The organism is Vibrio aquaticus (assembly GCF_003970385.1).
GTDB classification, from domain to species: Bacteria; Pseudomonadota; Gammaproteobacteria; order Enterobacterales; family Vibrionaceae; genus Vibrio; species Vibrio aquaticus.
Genome location: NZ_RXZH01000015.1, coordinates 1 through 13,540, shown reverse-complemented (window position 1 = coordinate 13,540; position 13,540 = coordinate 1). Strand labels below are relative to the sequence as shown.

Genomic DNA, 13,540 nt, shown 5'->3' with positions numbered 1-13,540 from the left:
AGAAACACATGAAAGCGTCTGGTCTAATCAGGCGCTTTTTTGTTATTGGGTAATATACTCAGTTATACTGACTAGATTAATGGAATAGGGTTCGGGAAAGAATGAAAACACGCGATAAAATCGTGCTTGCAGCACTAGAACTATTTAATGAGCACGGCGAGCGTAATATCACGACCAATCATATTGCCGCGCATATCGATATCAGCCCGGGTAACCTGTACTACCACTTCCGCAACAAGCAAGAGATTGTGCGTGAGATCTTCGCACTGTACTCGAATGAGTTGTTGGAACGCTTTACTCCGATCCAAGGTCAACAAGAAAGCTTGGTGTTACTCAAGCACTATCTAGACTCCATCTTTACACTGATGTGGAAATATCGTTTCTTCTACGCCAATCTACCAGAGATCTTGCAACGTGATGAGCAGCTGCATGAGGAGTACATTCAGGTTCAGGAGAAACTTCAGTCGAACCTGATCAATATTATGCGTGCTTTCGTCGACTTAGAGCTGCTTTCGGTTGAAGACAGTGAAATGAAGTCACTAGTGACGACTCTGCACCTTATCGCATCAAGCTGGTTAGGCTATCAAGCGGCCATGTCACCTAAGACGCAGATTACGGAACAGGTCATTCACCAAGGCATGTTACAGATGATCTCGGTTGTGAAACCAAAAGCAACGGCACAAGGATTGGAACAGCTTCAGCTTTTAGAAGATGGTGTGAAAGCGATTCATGCCTAAACGTGTGGATCCTAGTTATAACTAACTGAAATTGTTAACTCAGTCAGAACCCATTAGAGTATCGAGAGATATTTTAATGGGTTTTGTTGTTTATGCACTTTGACGTTTTTAATGGTGATGCCGATGGCATCATCGCACTTTTACAGCTTCGCCTAGCCGAACCTAAAGATGCTCAGCTTGTGACTGGGGTAAAGCGCGATATTCAGTTGCTTGAGAAGCTCTCTGTAACTCTAGGTGATTCGGTCACGGTGCTTGATATCTCGATGGAGAAGAACAAAGCTGGACTAGAGAAAGCCCTTGCTGCTGATGCAAAGGTCTTTTATGCCGATCACCATAAGTCAGGAGACATCCCGCAGCATCCCAACCTTGATGCTCATATCGATCTCGATGCAAACACGTGTACTGCGCTTATTGTCGACAAGTTATTGAATGGTCGTTATCACACGTGGGCGATTACAGCCGCTTACGGAGACAACTTAATCGCCAAGGCGGATCAATTGGCAGAAGATGCCGGCTTAAGCTCTGAGCAACAAGCACAGCTAAAAGAGCTAGGCACTTTGACCAACTACAACGGTTATGGCTCCAAGCTAGAAGACCTTCATTTTGACCCTGCCGTACTGTTTCAAGCGCTTTTGGCCTACGATGATCCATTTGCTGTTATAGCTGATCAAAGCTCCCCTTTTTATGTGCTTCAATCCGCTTATCAACAAGATATGGATAAAGCGCTGGCGATTAAGCCTCAATACCAAAGTGACAAGCTGGGTGTGTTTGAATTGCCAAATGAAGCGTCTTCGCGCCGTATCAGTGGCGTATATGGCAACTTATTGGCGAACCAATCTGCAGACTCAGCGCATGCTGTACTCACGGAAAACAGTGATGGTACATACACCGTGTCGTTGCGAGCACCATTGAATGATAAACAAGGGGCGGGAGATATTTGCTCACTATTTCCAACGGGGGGTGGCCGAGCGGCAGCGGCAGGCATCAATGCTTTGCCGAAAGAGCAGGTGAGTGCGTTTATTGAGGCGGTTGAAAAGCAATACGCCTAGTACGAAAAGAAACAAGGCGTCTTATCACTAGAGAAGACGCCTTGCTTTATCTGCGTTTATTGGTTGGTTAGCGAGTTAACCAGCTTTTCGGATTTTGGGTTTTACTATTACGTCGGATTTCGAAGTAAAGCGATGCTTGAGACTGACCACCCGTATCACCAGCAAGAGCAATCGTCTCGCCTTTGGTCACCTTATCCCCTTCTTTCTTCAGCAGGCTTTGGTTAAAGCCATACAAGGTCATATCGCCTTTACCGTGGTCGAGTAAGACCACTAAACCATAGCCACGTAGATAGTCAGCAAAGACAACCGTACCTGAATACACCGCTTTGACTGATTGACCGTAATTGGCATCAATCACCATACCTTTCCAGTTGATTTGCCCTGTCTGCCTTGAGCCGTAGTTATGCAGAACACGACCTTTAACTGGCCAAGGCAGCTTTCCTTTCTGACGAGTAAGACCATCCATAGGAACAGCATTACGCTTGGCGGCTTTCGCAATTTCAGCTTTTAGACGCGTCTCGTTTCTCTGTAGCTCAGAAAGGTAAACCTTATCGTTGGAGATGCTCTTACGAATATTAGACACTGTCCCTTTACGTTGAGATTGCGTCTTGGCTAGTTGGTCACGCTTTTGAGTTTGCTGGTTCAGCAAGGTGGTGAGTTGTTGTTTCTCTAGTTGAAGTTGCTGGTGGCTGTTATCCAACTCACTCACCGTTGCTTCCAGCTCACTGATGGTTTCGGCTCTTGCTTTTGCCAGGTGTTGGAAATATTGGCTGATACGATCTTCTTCAATCCCGTGATTGAGAATATTAGACGAAGTTTTGGCTCGCTGAGTCACGTAGTACGTTTGAATTAACTCGGCAAGTCGGTCACTTTGCGCTTGTTTACGAGCTTCGAGAGCATCGATTTTACTGTCGAGATTAGCAATGTTTGCGTTGGTTGTTTTGAGTGATGAACGCGTTTCTTTGATCTCTTTCTCGAGCCTAGTAATGGTGGTCTCTTGGCTTTTTAGAGACTTTTGTAGTGAATCGAGTTTTTTCTGCTGGCTTGAAAGAGATTGCTTTTGACGAGAAATTTCACCACTCACGCCCTTGAGCTCTGCATTATTTGCCGCATAGCTAGGAATTGGAGAAAGACTACAAAGTATCAGCCCGAGCGACAGTAAGCTCTTACGCGACAAGAGAGGCTTGAATGGGGTGATAGCCATTGTGTGAGGGTGTCCTAACTATTTGAGAAGTAGCCAGTATACCCAAACCTTTTGATGGGAAGAAAGGGGAATGTCAAAAGTTGCTAGTGCGTCATATCTAACAAGATTTAAGAAAACAAAAAGCCCAAGCAGTTGAGTGCTCGGGCTTCAAAACGTCAGTCTGTATTAATTACTTAACCAGGACGTCACCTGTCATTTCTGATGGGATTTCTAAACCTACTAGAGAAAGCATCGTTGGAGCTAGGTCAGACAGTTTACCGCCTTCTTTGAACTCAACGTCTTTGTCACCCACGTAGATGAGTGGTACTGGTAGGTTAGTGTGAGCCGTGTGGATGCCACCTGTCTCTGGGTCTACCATCATTTCTGCGTTACCGTGGTCAGCTGTGATCAGCATTTGACCGCCAACTTCTTCGATAGCTGCTGTGACTTTAGCAACACACTCATCCATTGCTTCGATCGCTTTTTCAGCCGCTTCATAAACGCCAGTGTGACCAACCATATCTGGGTTAGGGTAGTTACAGATGATCGTGTCGTACTTACCCGATTTGATAGCTGCAACCATCTTCTCAGTTAGCTCAGCAGAGCTCATTTCTGGTTGAAGGTCGTAAGTCGCAACTTTAGGAGAAGCAACTAGCTGACGTTCTTCACCTTCAAACTCGTTTTCAACACCACCGTTGAAGAAGAACGTAACGTGTGCGTATTTCTCTGTTTCAGAGATACGTAGCTGAGTTTGACCTTGTTTAGATAGCCACTCGCCGTACGTGTTCTCTAGAGATGCTGGTGGGAATGCTGTTGTTAGCGGGATATCAGCTGCGTATTGCGTTAGCATCACGAAATTGATTGCTGGGAATACAGCGCGCTCGAAGCCATCAAATGCAGGTACGAAAGTACGAGTGATTTGACGAGCACGGTCAGCACGGTAGTTCATGAAGATCACGGCATCACCGTCTGCGATTACCGCATCTTCTTGACCTTCTGCTTTGATGGCTGTCGCTTTAACGAACTCATCGTTCTCGTCACGAGCGTATGCCGCTTCAAGACCTGCTACTGCTGTATCGAAAGTGAATTCAGCTTTTGCTTGAGTAAGAAGATCGTAAGCAACTTGAACGCGATCCCAGTTGTTATCACGGTCCATAGCGTAGTAACGACCAACTAGAGAAGCCACACGGCCTTTACCTAGTTTTGCGAAGAGATCTTGGAAGCGTTGTAGAGAGTTCTCTGCGCTGCGTGGTGGCGTGTCACGGCCATCTAAGAAACAGTGTAGGTAAATTTTCTCTGCGCCACGTGCTGCTGCCATTTCAACGGCTGCGTAGATGTGGTCTTCGTGAGAGTGTACGCCACCTGGAGACATAAGACCCATGATGTGTACTGCTTTTTCTGCTTTAACTGCAGAATCGATCGCTTCAACTAGAGCTGGCGTTTCTGCGAACTCGCCGTCAGCGATAGATTTAGTGATGCGAGTTAGATCTTGGTATACAACGCGACCTGCACCGATGTTGGTGTGGCCAACCTCAGAGTTACCCATTTGACCGTCAGGTAGGCCAACATCCATGCCAGAAGCAGAGATTAGCGTGTTTGGTTTGTTAGCAAACAGGCTGTCAATGAATGGAGTTTTCGCGTTTGCGATTGCGTTGTTTGCTGTATCTTCACGGTGACCGTAACCGTCAAGAATAACTAGAGCCATAGGCTTCTTAGCTGTCATAGTGGATGACCTCGTCAAATTTCAAAGTAACTTTGGAAACTAAATTAGCGTAATTTTACTACACTTTTTAACCAAAACTGTAGGTTAAGATCAAATATTGTTTGTGAAATATTGTTGTAATCTTTCACCTTACAAACAGTATGTATAATCCGAGTTGCTCATTCTTGCTGCTTTCTGCTCGCTATTCTCAACGTATTAGCGTGAAAAGAAAGTGGGATTTACCGATTACTGCAATAGCTTATTGAACCAAAATGCCAGTACCGATGACGGCGACAATTGCACCGATCCAAGCAAATCGATTGGGTCGCTTGCCAGAGTAAACCCAAAGTATAGGCAATAACATGATAGGGGTTGTGGAAGAGAGTAGCGCTACCATGCCGACATTTCCTTCCTGTAGTGCATACAGAATTAATGTCATACCGACCGCCATTGCAAGAAACCCATTTACAGCAGTGATCGAGAAAATCTTTAAATTCATTGGCTTTGTAGCGCGGGCGAGCTTAGCGCCAGTGAGAAAATACAGGCAGTGTGCCGCAAACGCCGTCATCATCCGCATCGCAGAGGCGGCCACAGGATCGATACTGGTCTGCATCACAGGTTTAGCGATGATCCCTCCCAATGCCTGACATAACGCGGCCAGTAAACCTAAACCGATGCCAACCCACACCTTACCTTTTACTGACTCAAGCTGATTGTTTGTCTGCCCTCGGCGACCAAAAAAGATCGCAGTTAGAACGCCAGAAAAAACCAGCAAAGCGCCCAGCAGCTCAAAGCTAGTCATGGTTTCACTAAACAGGAAATAGCCTAACACCGCCGAGAACACGGCATGGCAAGAGAACAGTAAGCCGGCTTGCCTTGGTCCCATCCTATTCAGGCAAGCAAATAGAGCGGTATCGCCAATAAAAATACCAATGACACCAGACAGCATCATGGCTGAGATGGCGCTGACTTCTACGCTTGCCCAGCCGCCGGTTAGCAGTGCCATTGAGCCGAGAATCAAAGAAGTACACCCCATTCTCCAACGGCTGTAGGCAAACGTGCCTAGATGCTGCGCAGGTACCACAGACAATATACTGGCCACGGCCCAAAGAAATGCGGCAGCGAGTGCCAGCCATTCGTAACCCATTGATTCGCTATCCTTGTGAATACGGAAAGTCAGGCTGACAATATGCATTAAATCATGCTTAAAACAAAGCTACACCTTAAAGCGGGCCACTTCCGTGCGCATCGTTTCTGCGGATTGACGCATCTGGGTAGCACTGTCACTACTTTGCAGCGCTTGGTTTGCCAGTACGTCAGAAGCGTCTTTTATTCCTTGAGTATTGCGGCTGATGTCTTCACTGACGGCGCGTTGTTCTTCTGCCGCGCTCGCGATTTGTAGCGCCATATCATTGATGTTGCTAATCGCATCGGTGATATGCCCCAAACTCTCAGCGGCTTGTTGAGCGTAGTCCACACTCGTATCCGCGAGTGACGTACTGCTTCGCATGCTAGTAACCGCAAGTTGAGTATTGCTTTGTAGTGTCTCTATCATGTGACGAATTTCTTCTGTCGGGCCATGGGTGCGTTGGCTCAAGACTCGGACTTCATCGGCGACCACAGCAAAACCACGACCTTGTTCGCCTGCACGAGCGGCTTCAATGGCCGCATTAAGGGCGAGTAAGTTGGTCTGTTCGGCAATCTCTTGGATAGTCGATAGAATCTGATTGATGCTTTGGGTGTTGTTTTCCAGCTCAGAGATCACTTTGGCTGCGGCCGTCACTTGCTCCGCCAGCTTAATGATCGCTTCACGGTTTTGCTGAATGACCTTCTGGCCATCATGACATGCATCTGCCGAGGTTTGGGAAGCGGTTGCGGTTGTTTCTGCGTGGTTTGCTACTTCACTTGCGGTTGCAGACATCTCATGGATTGCCGTTGCAATTTGGTTGACGTCATTTTGCTGAACTTCGACTTGCTCTGCTGACTGCAATGACAGTGAGTTCGCTTGGTTTGCTTGCTGTACGAGTTGCTCACTGTGATTGATGATGTCAGTGATCATGCGCTGCATCTGACTCAAGAATTGGTTAACGTGCTCAGCCACTTCGCCGATTTCATCACGGCGCTTGATCTCTACTCGTTGAGTGAGATCGCCTTCCCCTTTTGCTAGCTGAGAAAGTGAAGATGACAAGTCTTGCAGCGGTTTTAGCAGCCTTGTAATGGTGTAGGTGCTGAATGTCGCAATGATCAGATACAAGATCAGTGAAGCGACGGCAGTAAACTGGATTTGTTCAGTAACAGATGCGAATGCCAGTTCTTTATCGACCACAATACCTAGTGACCAATCAGTCGATGGAACATTCGTTACATAGATCAGCTTGTCACCTTGCTGTGGCCATTCAATGGTTGAAATTGAAGAGTCTTTTACGAGCGCTTGAACCTCAGATTGCGTCAATTTTGAATTCAGCTTGGTGAGTGGTTGCTGGCTTAGAGATTCGTCTTGGTAAGCAACGATGTTATTGTTGCCATCAACAAGAAAAGTAAACCCATCGTTGTCTAAGGTAATGTTGAGTACCTCATCAATGATGTTGGTCACAGTAAGGTCAGCGGCGAGCACACCGTGTTTGTTGCCAGAAAATGCTTTGGCAAAGCTGACCACAATGCTCCCATCAAAATCTTGGTATGGTTCGGTGATGATCAGACCGTTGCTGGCCATTGCATCTTGATACCAAGGGCGTGTTCTTGGATCGTAATCGGCTGGCCAATCTTCGGTTTTGTCTCCAAACGCAATTGAGCCATCATCAAATCCAGCGTAGACCGAAAGAAAATCCCCAGCTCGTTTCGTGAGGAGCATCTCTCGATCAGAGTTGTTTGATTCAATGAGGGTTTTTTCGTTCGCTAGCATCATATCGCTACGAATTGCCAGCCAATCACTAATATAACGCGAAGTTGAGTGACTGATATTGGCCATTTCGCTGTTCAGCGCAGAGGTGGTTTCTTGTTGCAGTTGATTGACAGAGATCCAAGCTTGAACACCACTGACGACGGCAATCACGATCGCAATGGCGATTTGAATTTTTAGTTTGATTGTATTTCTCATTGCCTTTCCTTATTTTTCAGACAACAGGACGAGAAGAATAGGGGCTATCACCACGATTTCACAGGGATGAAAAAGGGGGCATTGATGGTGATATCGGCACAATGTTATAGATGGCGGAAATGTGGATTGTTGATCTATATGCTGATTTTAAGAAAAGCCATTTAAAGTTGTAAGGATTTGTGACCTCCAGCCCAGCATGCTAGAGGTCAGATTTATCGGGTTATCAGGTAAGTATCAAGGTCGCGACATAAACAATAAGCAGCCCAATTACACCAATGATAATACCAGTCTTCGCCATATCTTTACTTTCGATTAAGCCGGTTGAGTAGGCCAATGAATTGGGTGGCGTTGAGACTGGTAAGATCATGCCAAGTGAGGCAGAGAAGGCGACAACAACCAACAGACCTTGCAAGCCGCCGACACTCGCTAGACTTTCCATTGAGGCACCAATCGCAGCCGCGATCGGCATCAACAAGTTTGCTGTCGCGGTATTGGACATGAAATTCGCCATTAGCCAGCAAACGATCGACATTGTGAAGACTACGGCAAGCGGCGAGAGCGATTCATAATCAATCGCATGGGCTAAAGCGGCTGCCAGGCCAGTTTTATCCAAACCAATACCAATCGCGATACCGCCAGCGACCAGCCACAACACGTCCCAGTTAATTAGCTTAAGCTCGGCTTTGCCCATTATTCCGGTTAGCGTAAAGACCGCCAGTGGGATGATGGATACCACGTAGGTATTCATGCCGTGCAGTTTGGTTGTCATCCACAGCAAGATGGTTGCAGCAAAGGTCGTATACACGACGATAGCGCGCCAGTTTCTTTGAAATTGACCATCCAGTTTCAGCTTCATCTCTTTTTGTGCTGATGGAAACAGCTTTTGCAGCAAGAACCAAGCAATGGTGAGCTGAATAATCACAAACGGCAGCCCCATCATCATCCAGCTGAGAAAGTCGATGCTGTTCTCACCGGTTAAATACTGCAGAGCAATTGCGTTGGGTGGCGTACCAATTGGCGTCGCGATGCCTCCCGTGTTGGCCGCAATAGGAATACATAGCACTAGTGCTTTGATGCCGAGATCGCCCTTAGGTGCTGAGGCGACAATTGGCCCCAATAGCGCCAGCATCATCACTGTTGTGGCGGTATTGGACATAAACATTGAGAACACAGCAGTGATCAACATTAAGCCTAGCATGATGAATCTAGGCTGGTGGCCAAAAGGCTTGAGTAACACTCGTGCTAGATTGTTATCAAGCTCATACTTGGAAGCGGCAATCGCCAAAGCAAAACCACCCATAAACAGAATGATAATTGGGGAGGAGAAGGCGCTAAAGATATCGGTGTATTGCATCAATTCACCAAGGTCGTGTCCGGCTGGTGGCGTACGAAATAGGTGTAAGCCTTTGTTGGAGATCATGATCAGTTCAAGAGCGATGATCAAAATGGAAGTCGCGAATACCGGGACGGGTTCGAGCACCCAAAGCAAGGCGGCGAGTAAGAAAATTGCCAGCAAACGGTGTTGAATCAGCGTGAGATCATCAATAGGAATCCAATCGATCGGCATGAACAATACGCCAAGAGGTAAGCCAAAACTAATCAGTAGCTTAACAATGATCCCAGCATCTAATTTTGGCATAGCAATACTCACCCCAATAACTGCGTTGAGGCTATAGCATAAATGACAATGAAATGAGCGTCTTAGACTGAGTTTGTAGTTTTAATAAACAGTGGAAATTGTTGCGTTGAGTTTGTTTTGGGTCAAAAAAAGCCTCGACGAATCGAGGCTTATGGACGTTCTGAAGACGGGTTTACTCAGCGTCTTGAGCAACGGTATGTGCGTAAGGTGAGCCCATTACAGTTGATTGACCATTTTGCATCGTTTCATCGAAGCTGATCGCGCCTTTTGCAAATAGGTTAATAACGGTAGAGCCAAGCTTAAAGCGGCCCATTTCTTCACCTTTCTTCAAGATAACCGCTTTGTCGCCTTCTGCAGGGTAATCCCATTTGTATACAGTGTTACCACGAGGTGGAGTTACGGTACCCGCCCAAACTTGTTCGATGCTACCTACAATTGTTGCGCCTACAAGAACCTGAGCCATCGGGCCAAATTCCGTATCGAAGATACACACAACGCGTTCATTGCGCGCGAATAGGTTCGGTACATTTTCTGCGGTAAGTGGGTTTACTGAAAACAGATCACCAGGGACATAGATCATCTGACGTAACGTGCCGTCACATGGCATGTGAACACGGTGATAATCACGAGGTGAGAGATACAGTGTCGCAAATTCACCGTCAGCAAATTCTTCCGCCAGTACACCGTCGCCACCTAACAGTTCTTGAGCAGTAAAGTCATGACCTTTTGCTTGGATAAGTTTACCGTCAGTGATAGGACCAAATTGGCTTACACACGCATCAGCAGGATGGGTGATAACAGTGGTCTCTTCCGTGATTGGGCGTGCGCCTTCCTTCAATTCACGAACAAAAAATTCGTTGAACGTTTTGAAGTGTTTTGGATCTGAGTGCAAAGCCTCATCCATGTTCACGTTGTATTGTTTAATAAACCACTTAATGATCGCTGTTGTTAGACCGCCCGCTTTTGCAGAAGCTAGCTTACCCACTAGACGTGTTAGGCCGTGTTGTGGGATCCAATATTGAAGTCCAACTTTAATCTTATCCATTGTGTTCAATTCCAATGTTATTTGTTCAATTGACTATATTCTGGGCGCGAGATACTACTCAAATTGCCCGATAATGTCAGCAGTTACGAGAGTTTGCTTACAAAATTGCGGTTACAAATCCGCTTTTTTGCTACGAGAGTACTGACGGTTTGCTTTGACTTCCGCCATGCCTTCAATGATTCGATGGTAGTTTGCAAAGCGTACTTCGTTGATCTCGCCATCTTCTACCGCTTGGCGTAACACACAGCCAGGATCGTCATTGTGTTTACAATCACGGAATTTACAGCTGCCAAGGAGAGGACGGAACTCAACGAATGCTTTGGTCACTTCCTCTGCTTCTAGGTGCCATAAGCCAAACTCACGAACTCCAGGAGAATCAATAAGATCGCCGCCCGTAGGAATATGATAAAGGCGAGATGCGGTGGTGGTGTGCTGACCTAAGCCAGAGTTTTCAGAGACCTCGCCTTCTTCCACGTTGAACTGTGGCATCAGCGCATTCACTAAGCTGGATTTACCTACACCCGATTGGCCAACGAAGATGTTAATGCGATCTTTAAGTTCTGCTTCCAGTTCCGCAATGCCTTCACCCGTTTGTTTGCTGACGAGCAAGACCTTGTATCCAATACGCTCATACACTGTTAACCATTCTTGGTATTGAGCACGTTGCTCATCGTCCAGTAAGTCGATTTTGTTGAGTACTAACAGAGGCGCAATGTTCAGCGTTTCAGACGCGACAAGGTATCGGTCGATAATATTCAATGAGAGCTCTGGCAGCACGGAAGAGACAATGATCATCTGATCGACATTAGCCGCAACAGGCTTTAGACCATCATAGTAATCTGGGCGAGTCAAAATTGAAGTGCGTGGTTCTACTGCTTCAACCACACCGCTGATGCCTTCCATAGACTCAAGTCCTGGACGCCAAATCACTTTGTCCCCAGAAACGAGAGTCTCGATACCTCGACGTAGGTTACAGCGCTGAACGTCACCTGTTTCAAGATCTTCGATATCGGCGTGTTGTCCAAAACGAGTGATAACTAGGCCCGATTTGCTGCCCCCAAGCATCGATTCGTCCCATTGGACCGATTCTTCTTGTTTGAGTTTGCGCTTCTGGTTATGGCGAACACGCCTTACCTGACCTTTGGTTAGCTTTTTCTTTTTAGCCACGTTTATCTACTTCAATTGCTTAATTTATCGGGCGATACTCACAAGAAGCGAGTTATCTCAAGCTATCTTGGGTATCGGAATTTGGGTATAGTACCTTTTTTATCAGAAAACCAATAGGCAACGATTTATGTCCTTTAGCGATCAGAACTTAATTTGGATTGATTTAGAGATGACTGGCCTTGATCCAGAAACTCACAAAGTCATCGAAATTGCTACCATAGTGACGGATAGTGAATTGAATATTCTAGCTGAAGGACCAGTACTTGCCATTCATCAGCCTGAAGAAGAGCTCGAAAAAATGGATGAGTGGTGTACGACAACACATACTGGCAGTGGCTTAGTTGAACGTATTCGTGCAAGTAAGATTGATGAGCAAGAAGCGGTTCGTCAAACCATCGAGTTTTTAGAGAAGTGGGTACCGAAAGGGAAATCTCCTATCTGTGGTAATAGTGTTGGTCAGGATCGTCGTTTCTTGTACAAGCACATGGCGGACTTGGAAGAGTATTTCCACTATCGCTACATTGACGTGAGTACGTTGAAAGAGTTGACTCGTCGTTGGAAACCAGAAGTACTTGATGGTTTTAGTAAGACAGGCAGCCACCTAGCACTGGATGACATTAGAGAGTCGATTGCCGAGCTGCAATACTACCGAAAAACGATCATCTCTATCTAATCAAGAAAGCCAGCATTCAATGCTGGTTTTTTTATTGCTATTTATGGCACAGGTAGGAAGACAAACTGTGCGACTCCATGTGCGACTTTGGTGATACCACGGTTGGTTTTATCAGCAACAATCAACGCCATCATATCTTGAATCATGACCATCTTAGTAAACAAACGGTCGAAGCTAATATCGCCACCATATTCTGTGGTGTCGTTGGTGTAGATGAGAGGATTGCCATTGTCACCTTTACGGTGGTATAGCCTCCAAACGAAAATCTCGATGTTTCTTGCGCTGTTATACAAAGCTTGCTCATCTAATGAATCAATGATGAAAAATTCTTGCTGGTGGTTGTATGAACGGCGCAACATTTCAGACAAACCGACCACGGCTGCAAATACGCGGTCACCTTCAAATGCTTCCTCAAAACTCAGCAAAATGGCATCGATCCCAGTGACACCATTCAGTTCATCAAAAACCAACGGTGGGAGCGAAATAGTGTCTTCGGGGCCAAAGATTTGAGCAATGCGACTGTCGATGGTTGCTGTGGGGTTCTTGGCAAGTTGAATGGGGTTACGAACATAAAGCTTACGGGTTAACTCCACCATTTGAGCTTTTAGTTGCTTGGCGTGAACATCCATGACGAAATCAACATCACTCTTACCCAGATTGCGAACTGGTTTAGGCATTGATCCACAGCCGCTTATGAGGATCATTAGCGATAGAATAGTGATGATTTTGACTAGCGCTGCGTGAAACGGCATAGCAAGTGAGCCTCTTCTTCGTTAAGAAGTTGTTTAGCAATACAAATCTATATCAGACAGTTATATAAAAAATGGGAGTTATTCGCGATAAAGAGATCGAAAAACGTGGTGGGAGTTCGCATTTTGATCCTGTAGGTGAGATTTGAGACTGGTAATCTGTATGCTTTTCAAGCTTTTTGATTGATAAATGTGTTCTTTTTATCCGATAAGAAAAAAAAAGCGCTTTTTTTTAATGAAGGACTTGCATCACAAAAAAATGCTCTTATAATTCGCAGCCCTGAACGACGGAAACGTTGTTGATGCGACACTAGCTCAGTTGGTAGAGCGCAACCTTGCCAAGGTTGAGGTCACGAGTTCGAACCTCGTGTGTCGCTCCAAATTTTAAGGCTTTCATCATGCCTCAAATGATGAATACGGACGCGGGGTGGAGCAGCTTGGTAGCTCGTCGGGCTCATAACCCGAAGGTCGTCGGTTCAAATCCGGCCCCCGCAACCAA

At 46.1% G+C, this 13,540-nt stretch carries 11 protein-coding genes and 2 tRNA genes; 5 read left to right on the top strand and 8 right to left on the bottom strand.

Translation table 11 applies throughout. The annotated features are described in order from the left end of the window. Window positions 1–101 precede the first annotated feature (101 nt). Both EJ063_RS19140 and EJ063_RS19135 read left to right on the top strand, forming a co-directional pair. Window positions 102–737 carry a TetR/AcrR family transcriptional regulator gene (locus EJ063_RS19140; RefSeq protein ID WP_126575900.1) on the top strand — a complete coding sequence of 212 codons (636 nt, stop codon included), beginning with the start codon at window positions 102–104 and terminating at the stop codon, window positions 735–737. Between the two features lie 92 nt (window positions 738–829). Further along, window positions 830–1,786: a DHH family phosphoesterase gene (locus EJ063_RS19135; protein ID WP_126575899.1), complete on the top strand. Its 957-nt coding sequence runs from the start codon at window positions 830–832 to the stop codon at window positions 1,784–1,786. A 67-nt stretch (window positions 1,787–1,853) separates the two neighbouring features. On the opposite strand, the gene EJ063_RS19130 is transcribed toward EJ063_RS19135, so the two are convergent. From EJ063_RS19130 to rsgA, 7 genes are all read right to left on the bottom strand, one after another. Then, the gene (locus EJ063_RS19130; protein WP_126575898.1) at window positions 1,854–2,990 is read right to left on the bottom strand and encodes a murein hydrolase activator EnvC family protein; all 1,137 of its coding nucleotides are present in this window, start codon (window positions 2,988–2,990) and stop codon (window positions 1,854–1,856) included. Between the two features lie 169 nt (window positions 2,991–3,159). After that, a complete protein-coding gene (gene gpmM, locus EJ063_RS19125; protein WP_126575897.1) occupies window positions 3,160–4,692 on the bottom strand; it encodes a 2,3-bisphosphoglycerate-independent phosphoglycerate mutase in 1,533 nt (510 codons plus the stop codon). A 238-nt stretch (window positions 4,693–4,930) separates the two neighbouring features. Further along, a complete protein-coding gene (locus tag EJ063_RS19120) occupies window positions 4,931–5,818 on the bottom strand; it encodes a DMT family transporter (RefSeq protein WP_126575909.1) in 888 nt (295 codons plus the stop codon). A 69-nt stretch (window positions 5,819–5,887) separates the two neighbouring features. Further along, window positions 5,888–7,768: a methyl-accepting chemotaxis protein gene (locus EJ063_RS19115; RefSeq protein WP_126575896.1), complete on the bottom strand. Its 1,881-nt coding sequence runs from the start codon at window positions 7,766–7,768 to the stop codon at window positions 5,888–5,890. Between the two features lie 223 nt (window positions 7,769–7,991). Continuing rightward, a complete protein-coding gene (locus tag EJ063_RS19110; protein ID WP_126575895.1) occupies window positions 7,992–9,407 on the bottom strand; it encodes an SLC13 family permease in 1,416 nt (471 codons plus the stop codon). 172 nt (window positions 9,408–9,579) lie between these two features. Next, a complete protein-coding gene (gene asd, locus EJ063_RS19105) occupies window positions 9,580–10,452 on the bottom strand; it encodes an archaetidylserine decarboxylase (RefSeq protein WP_126575894.1) in 873 nt (290 codons plus the stop codon). A 111-nt stretch (window positions 10,453–10,563) separates the two neighbouring features. Then, window positions 10,564–11,619, bottom strand: a complete 1,056-nt coding sequence (gene rsgA / locus EJ063_RS19100) for a small ribosomal subunit biogenesis GTPase RsgA (protein WP_126575893.1) — start codon at window positions 11,617–11,619, stop codon at window positions 10,564–10,566. Between the two features lie 127 nt (window positions 11,620–11,746). Between rsgA and orn the strand changes: the two genes are divergently transcribed. Then, complete coding sequence (gene orn / locus EJ063_RS19095) at window positions 11,747–12,292, top strand: oligoribonuclease (RefSeq protein WP_126575892.1); 546 nt, start codon at window positions 11,747–11,749, stop codon at window positions 12,290–12,292. A gap of 41 nt (window positions 12,293–12,333) precedes the next feature. Here the strand turns inward: orn and EJ063_RS19090 are convergent, their stop codons facing one another. Continuing rightward, window positions 12,334–13,044 carry a hypothetical protein gene (locus EJ063_RS19090; protein WP_126575891.1) on the bottom strand — a complete coding sequence of 237 codons (711 nt, stop codon included), beginning with the start codon at window positions 13,042–13,044 and terminating at the stop codon, window positions 12,334–12,336. 301 nt (window positions 13,045–13,345) lie between these two features. Here EJ063_RS19090 and EJ063_RS19085 point away from each other — a divergent pair. Together EJ063_RS19085 and EJ063_RS19080 are read left to right on the top strand one after the other, a co-directional pair. Then, window positions 13,346–13,421, top strand: a tRNA-Gly gene (locus EJ063_RS19085). Window positions 13,422–13,462: 41 nt separating this feature from the next. Continuing rightward, window positions 13,463–13,539, top strand: a tRNA-Met gene (locus tag EJ063_RS19080). The last annotated feature ends 1 nt before the right edge of the window (window position 13,540 follow it).

Excerpts from the sequence above, each read along its gene's own strand:
- EJ063_RS19135 (WP_126575899.1), top strand. The coding sequence starts at position 830 with ATGCACTTTGACGTTTTTAATGGTGATGCCGATGGCATCATCGCACTT.
- orn (WP_126575892.1), top strand. The coding sequence starts at position 11,747 with ATGTCCTTTAGCGATCAGAACTTAATTTGGATTGATTTAGAGATGACT.
- asd (WP_126575894.1), bottom strand. The coding sequence starts at position 10,452 with ATGGATAAGATTAAAGTTGGACTTCAATATTGGATCCCACAACACGGC.
- EJ063_RS19115 (WP_126575896.1), bottom strand. The coding sequence starts at position 7,768 with ATGAGAAATACAATCAAACTAAAAATTCAAATCGCCATTGCGATCGTG.
- gpmM (WP_126575897.1), bottom strand. The coding sequence starts at position 4,692 with ATGACAGCTAAGAAGCCTATGGCTCTAGTTATTCTTGACGGTTACGGT.
- EJ063_RS19110 (WP_126575895.1), bottom strand. The coding sequence starts at position 9,407 with ATGCCAAAATTAGATGCTGGGATCATTGTTAAGCTACTGATTAGTTTT.
- EJ063_RS19130 (WP_126575898.1), bottom strand. The coding sequence starts at position 2,990 with ATGGCTATCACCCCATTCAAGCCTCTCTTGTCGCGTAAGAGCTTACTG.
- EJ063_RS19140 (WP_126575900.1), top strand. The coding sequence starts at position 102 with ATGAAAACACGCGATAAAATCGTGCTTGCAGCACTAGAACTATTTAAT.
- EJ063_RS19120 (WP_126575909.1), bottom strand. The coding sequence starts at position 5,818 with ATGGGTTACGAATGGCTGGCACTCGCTGCCGCATTTCTTTGGGCCGTG.
- EJ063_RS19090 (WP_126575891.1), bottom strand. The coding sequence starts at position 13,044 with ATGCCGTTTCACGCAGCGCTAGTCAAAATCATCACTATTCTATCGCTA.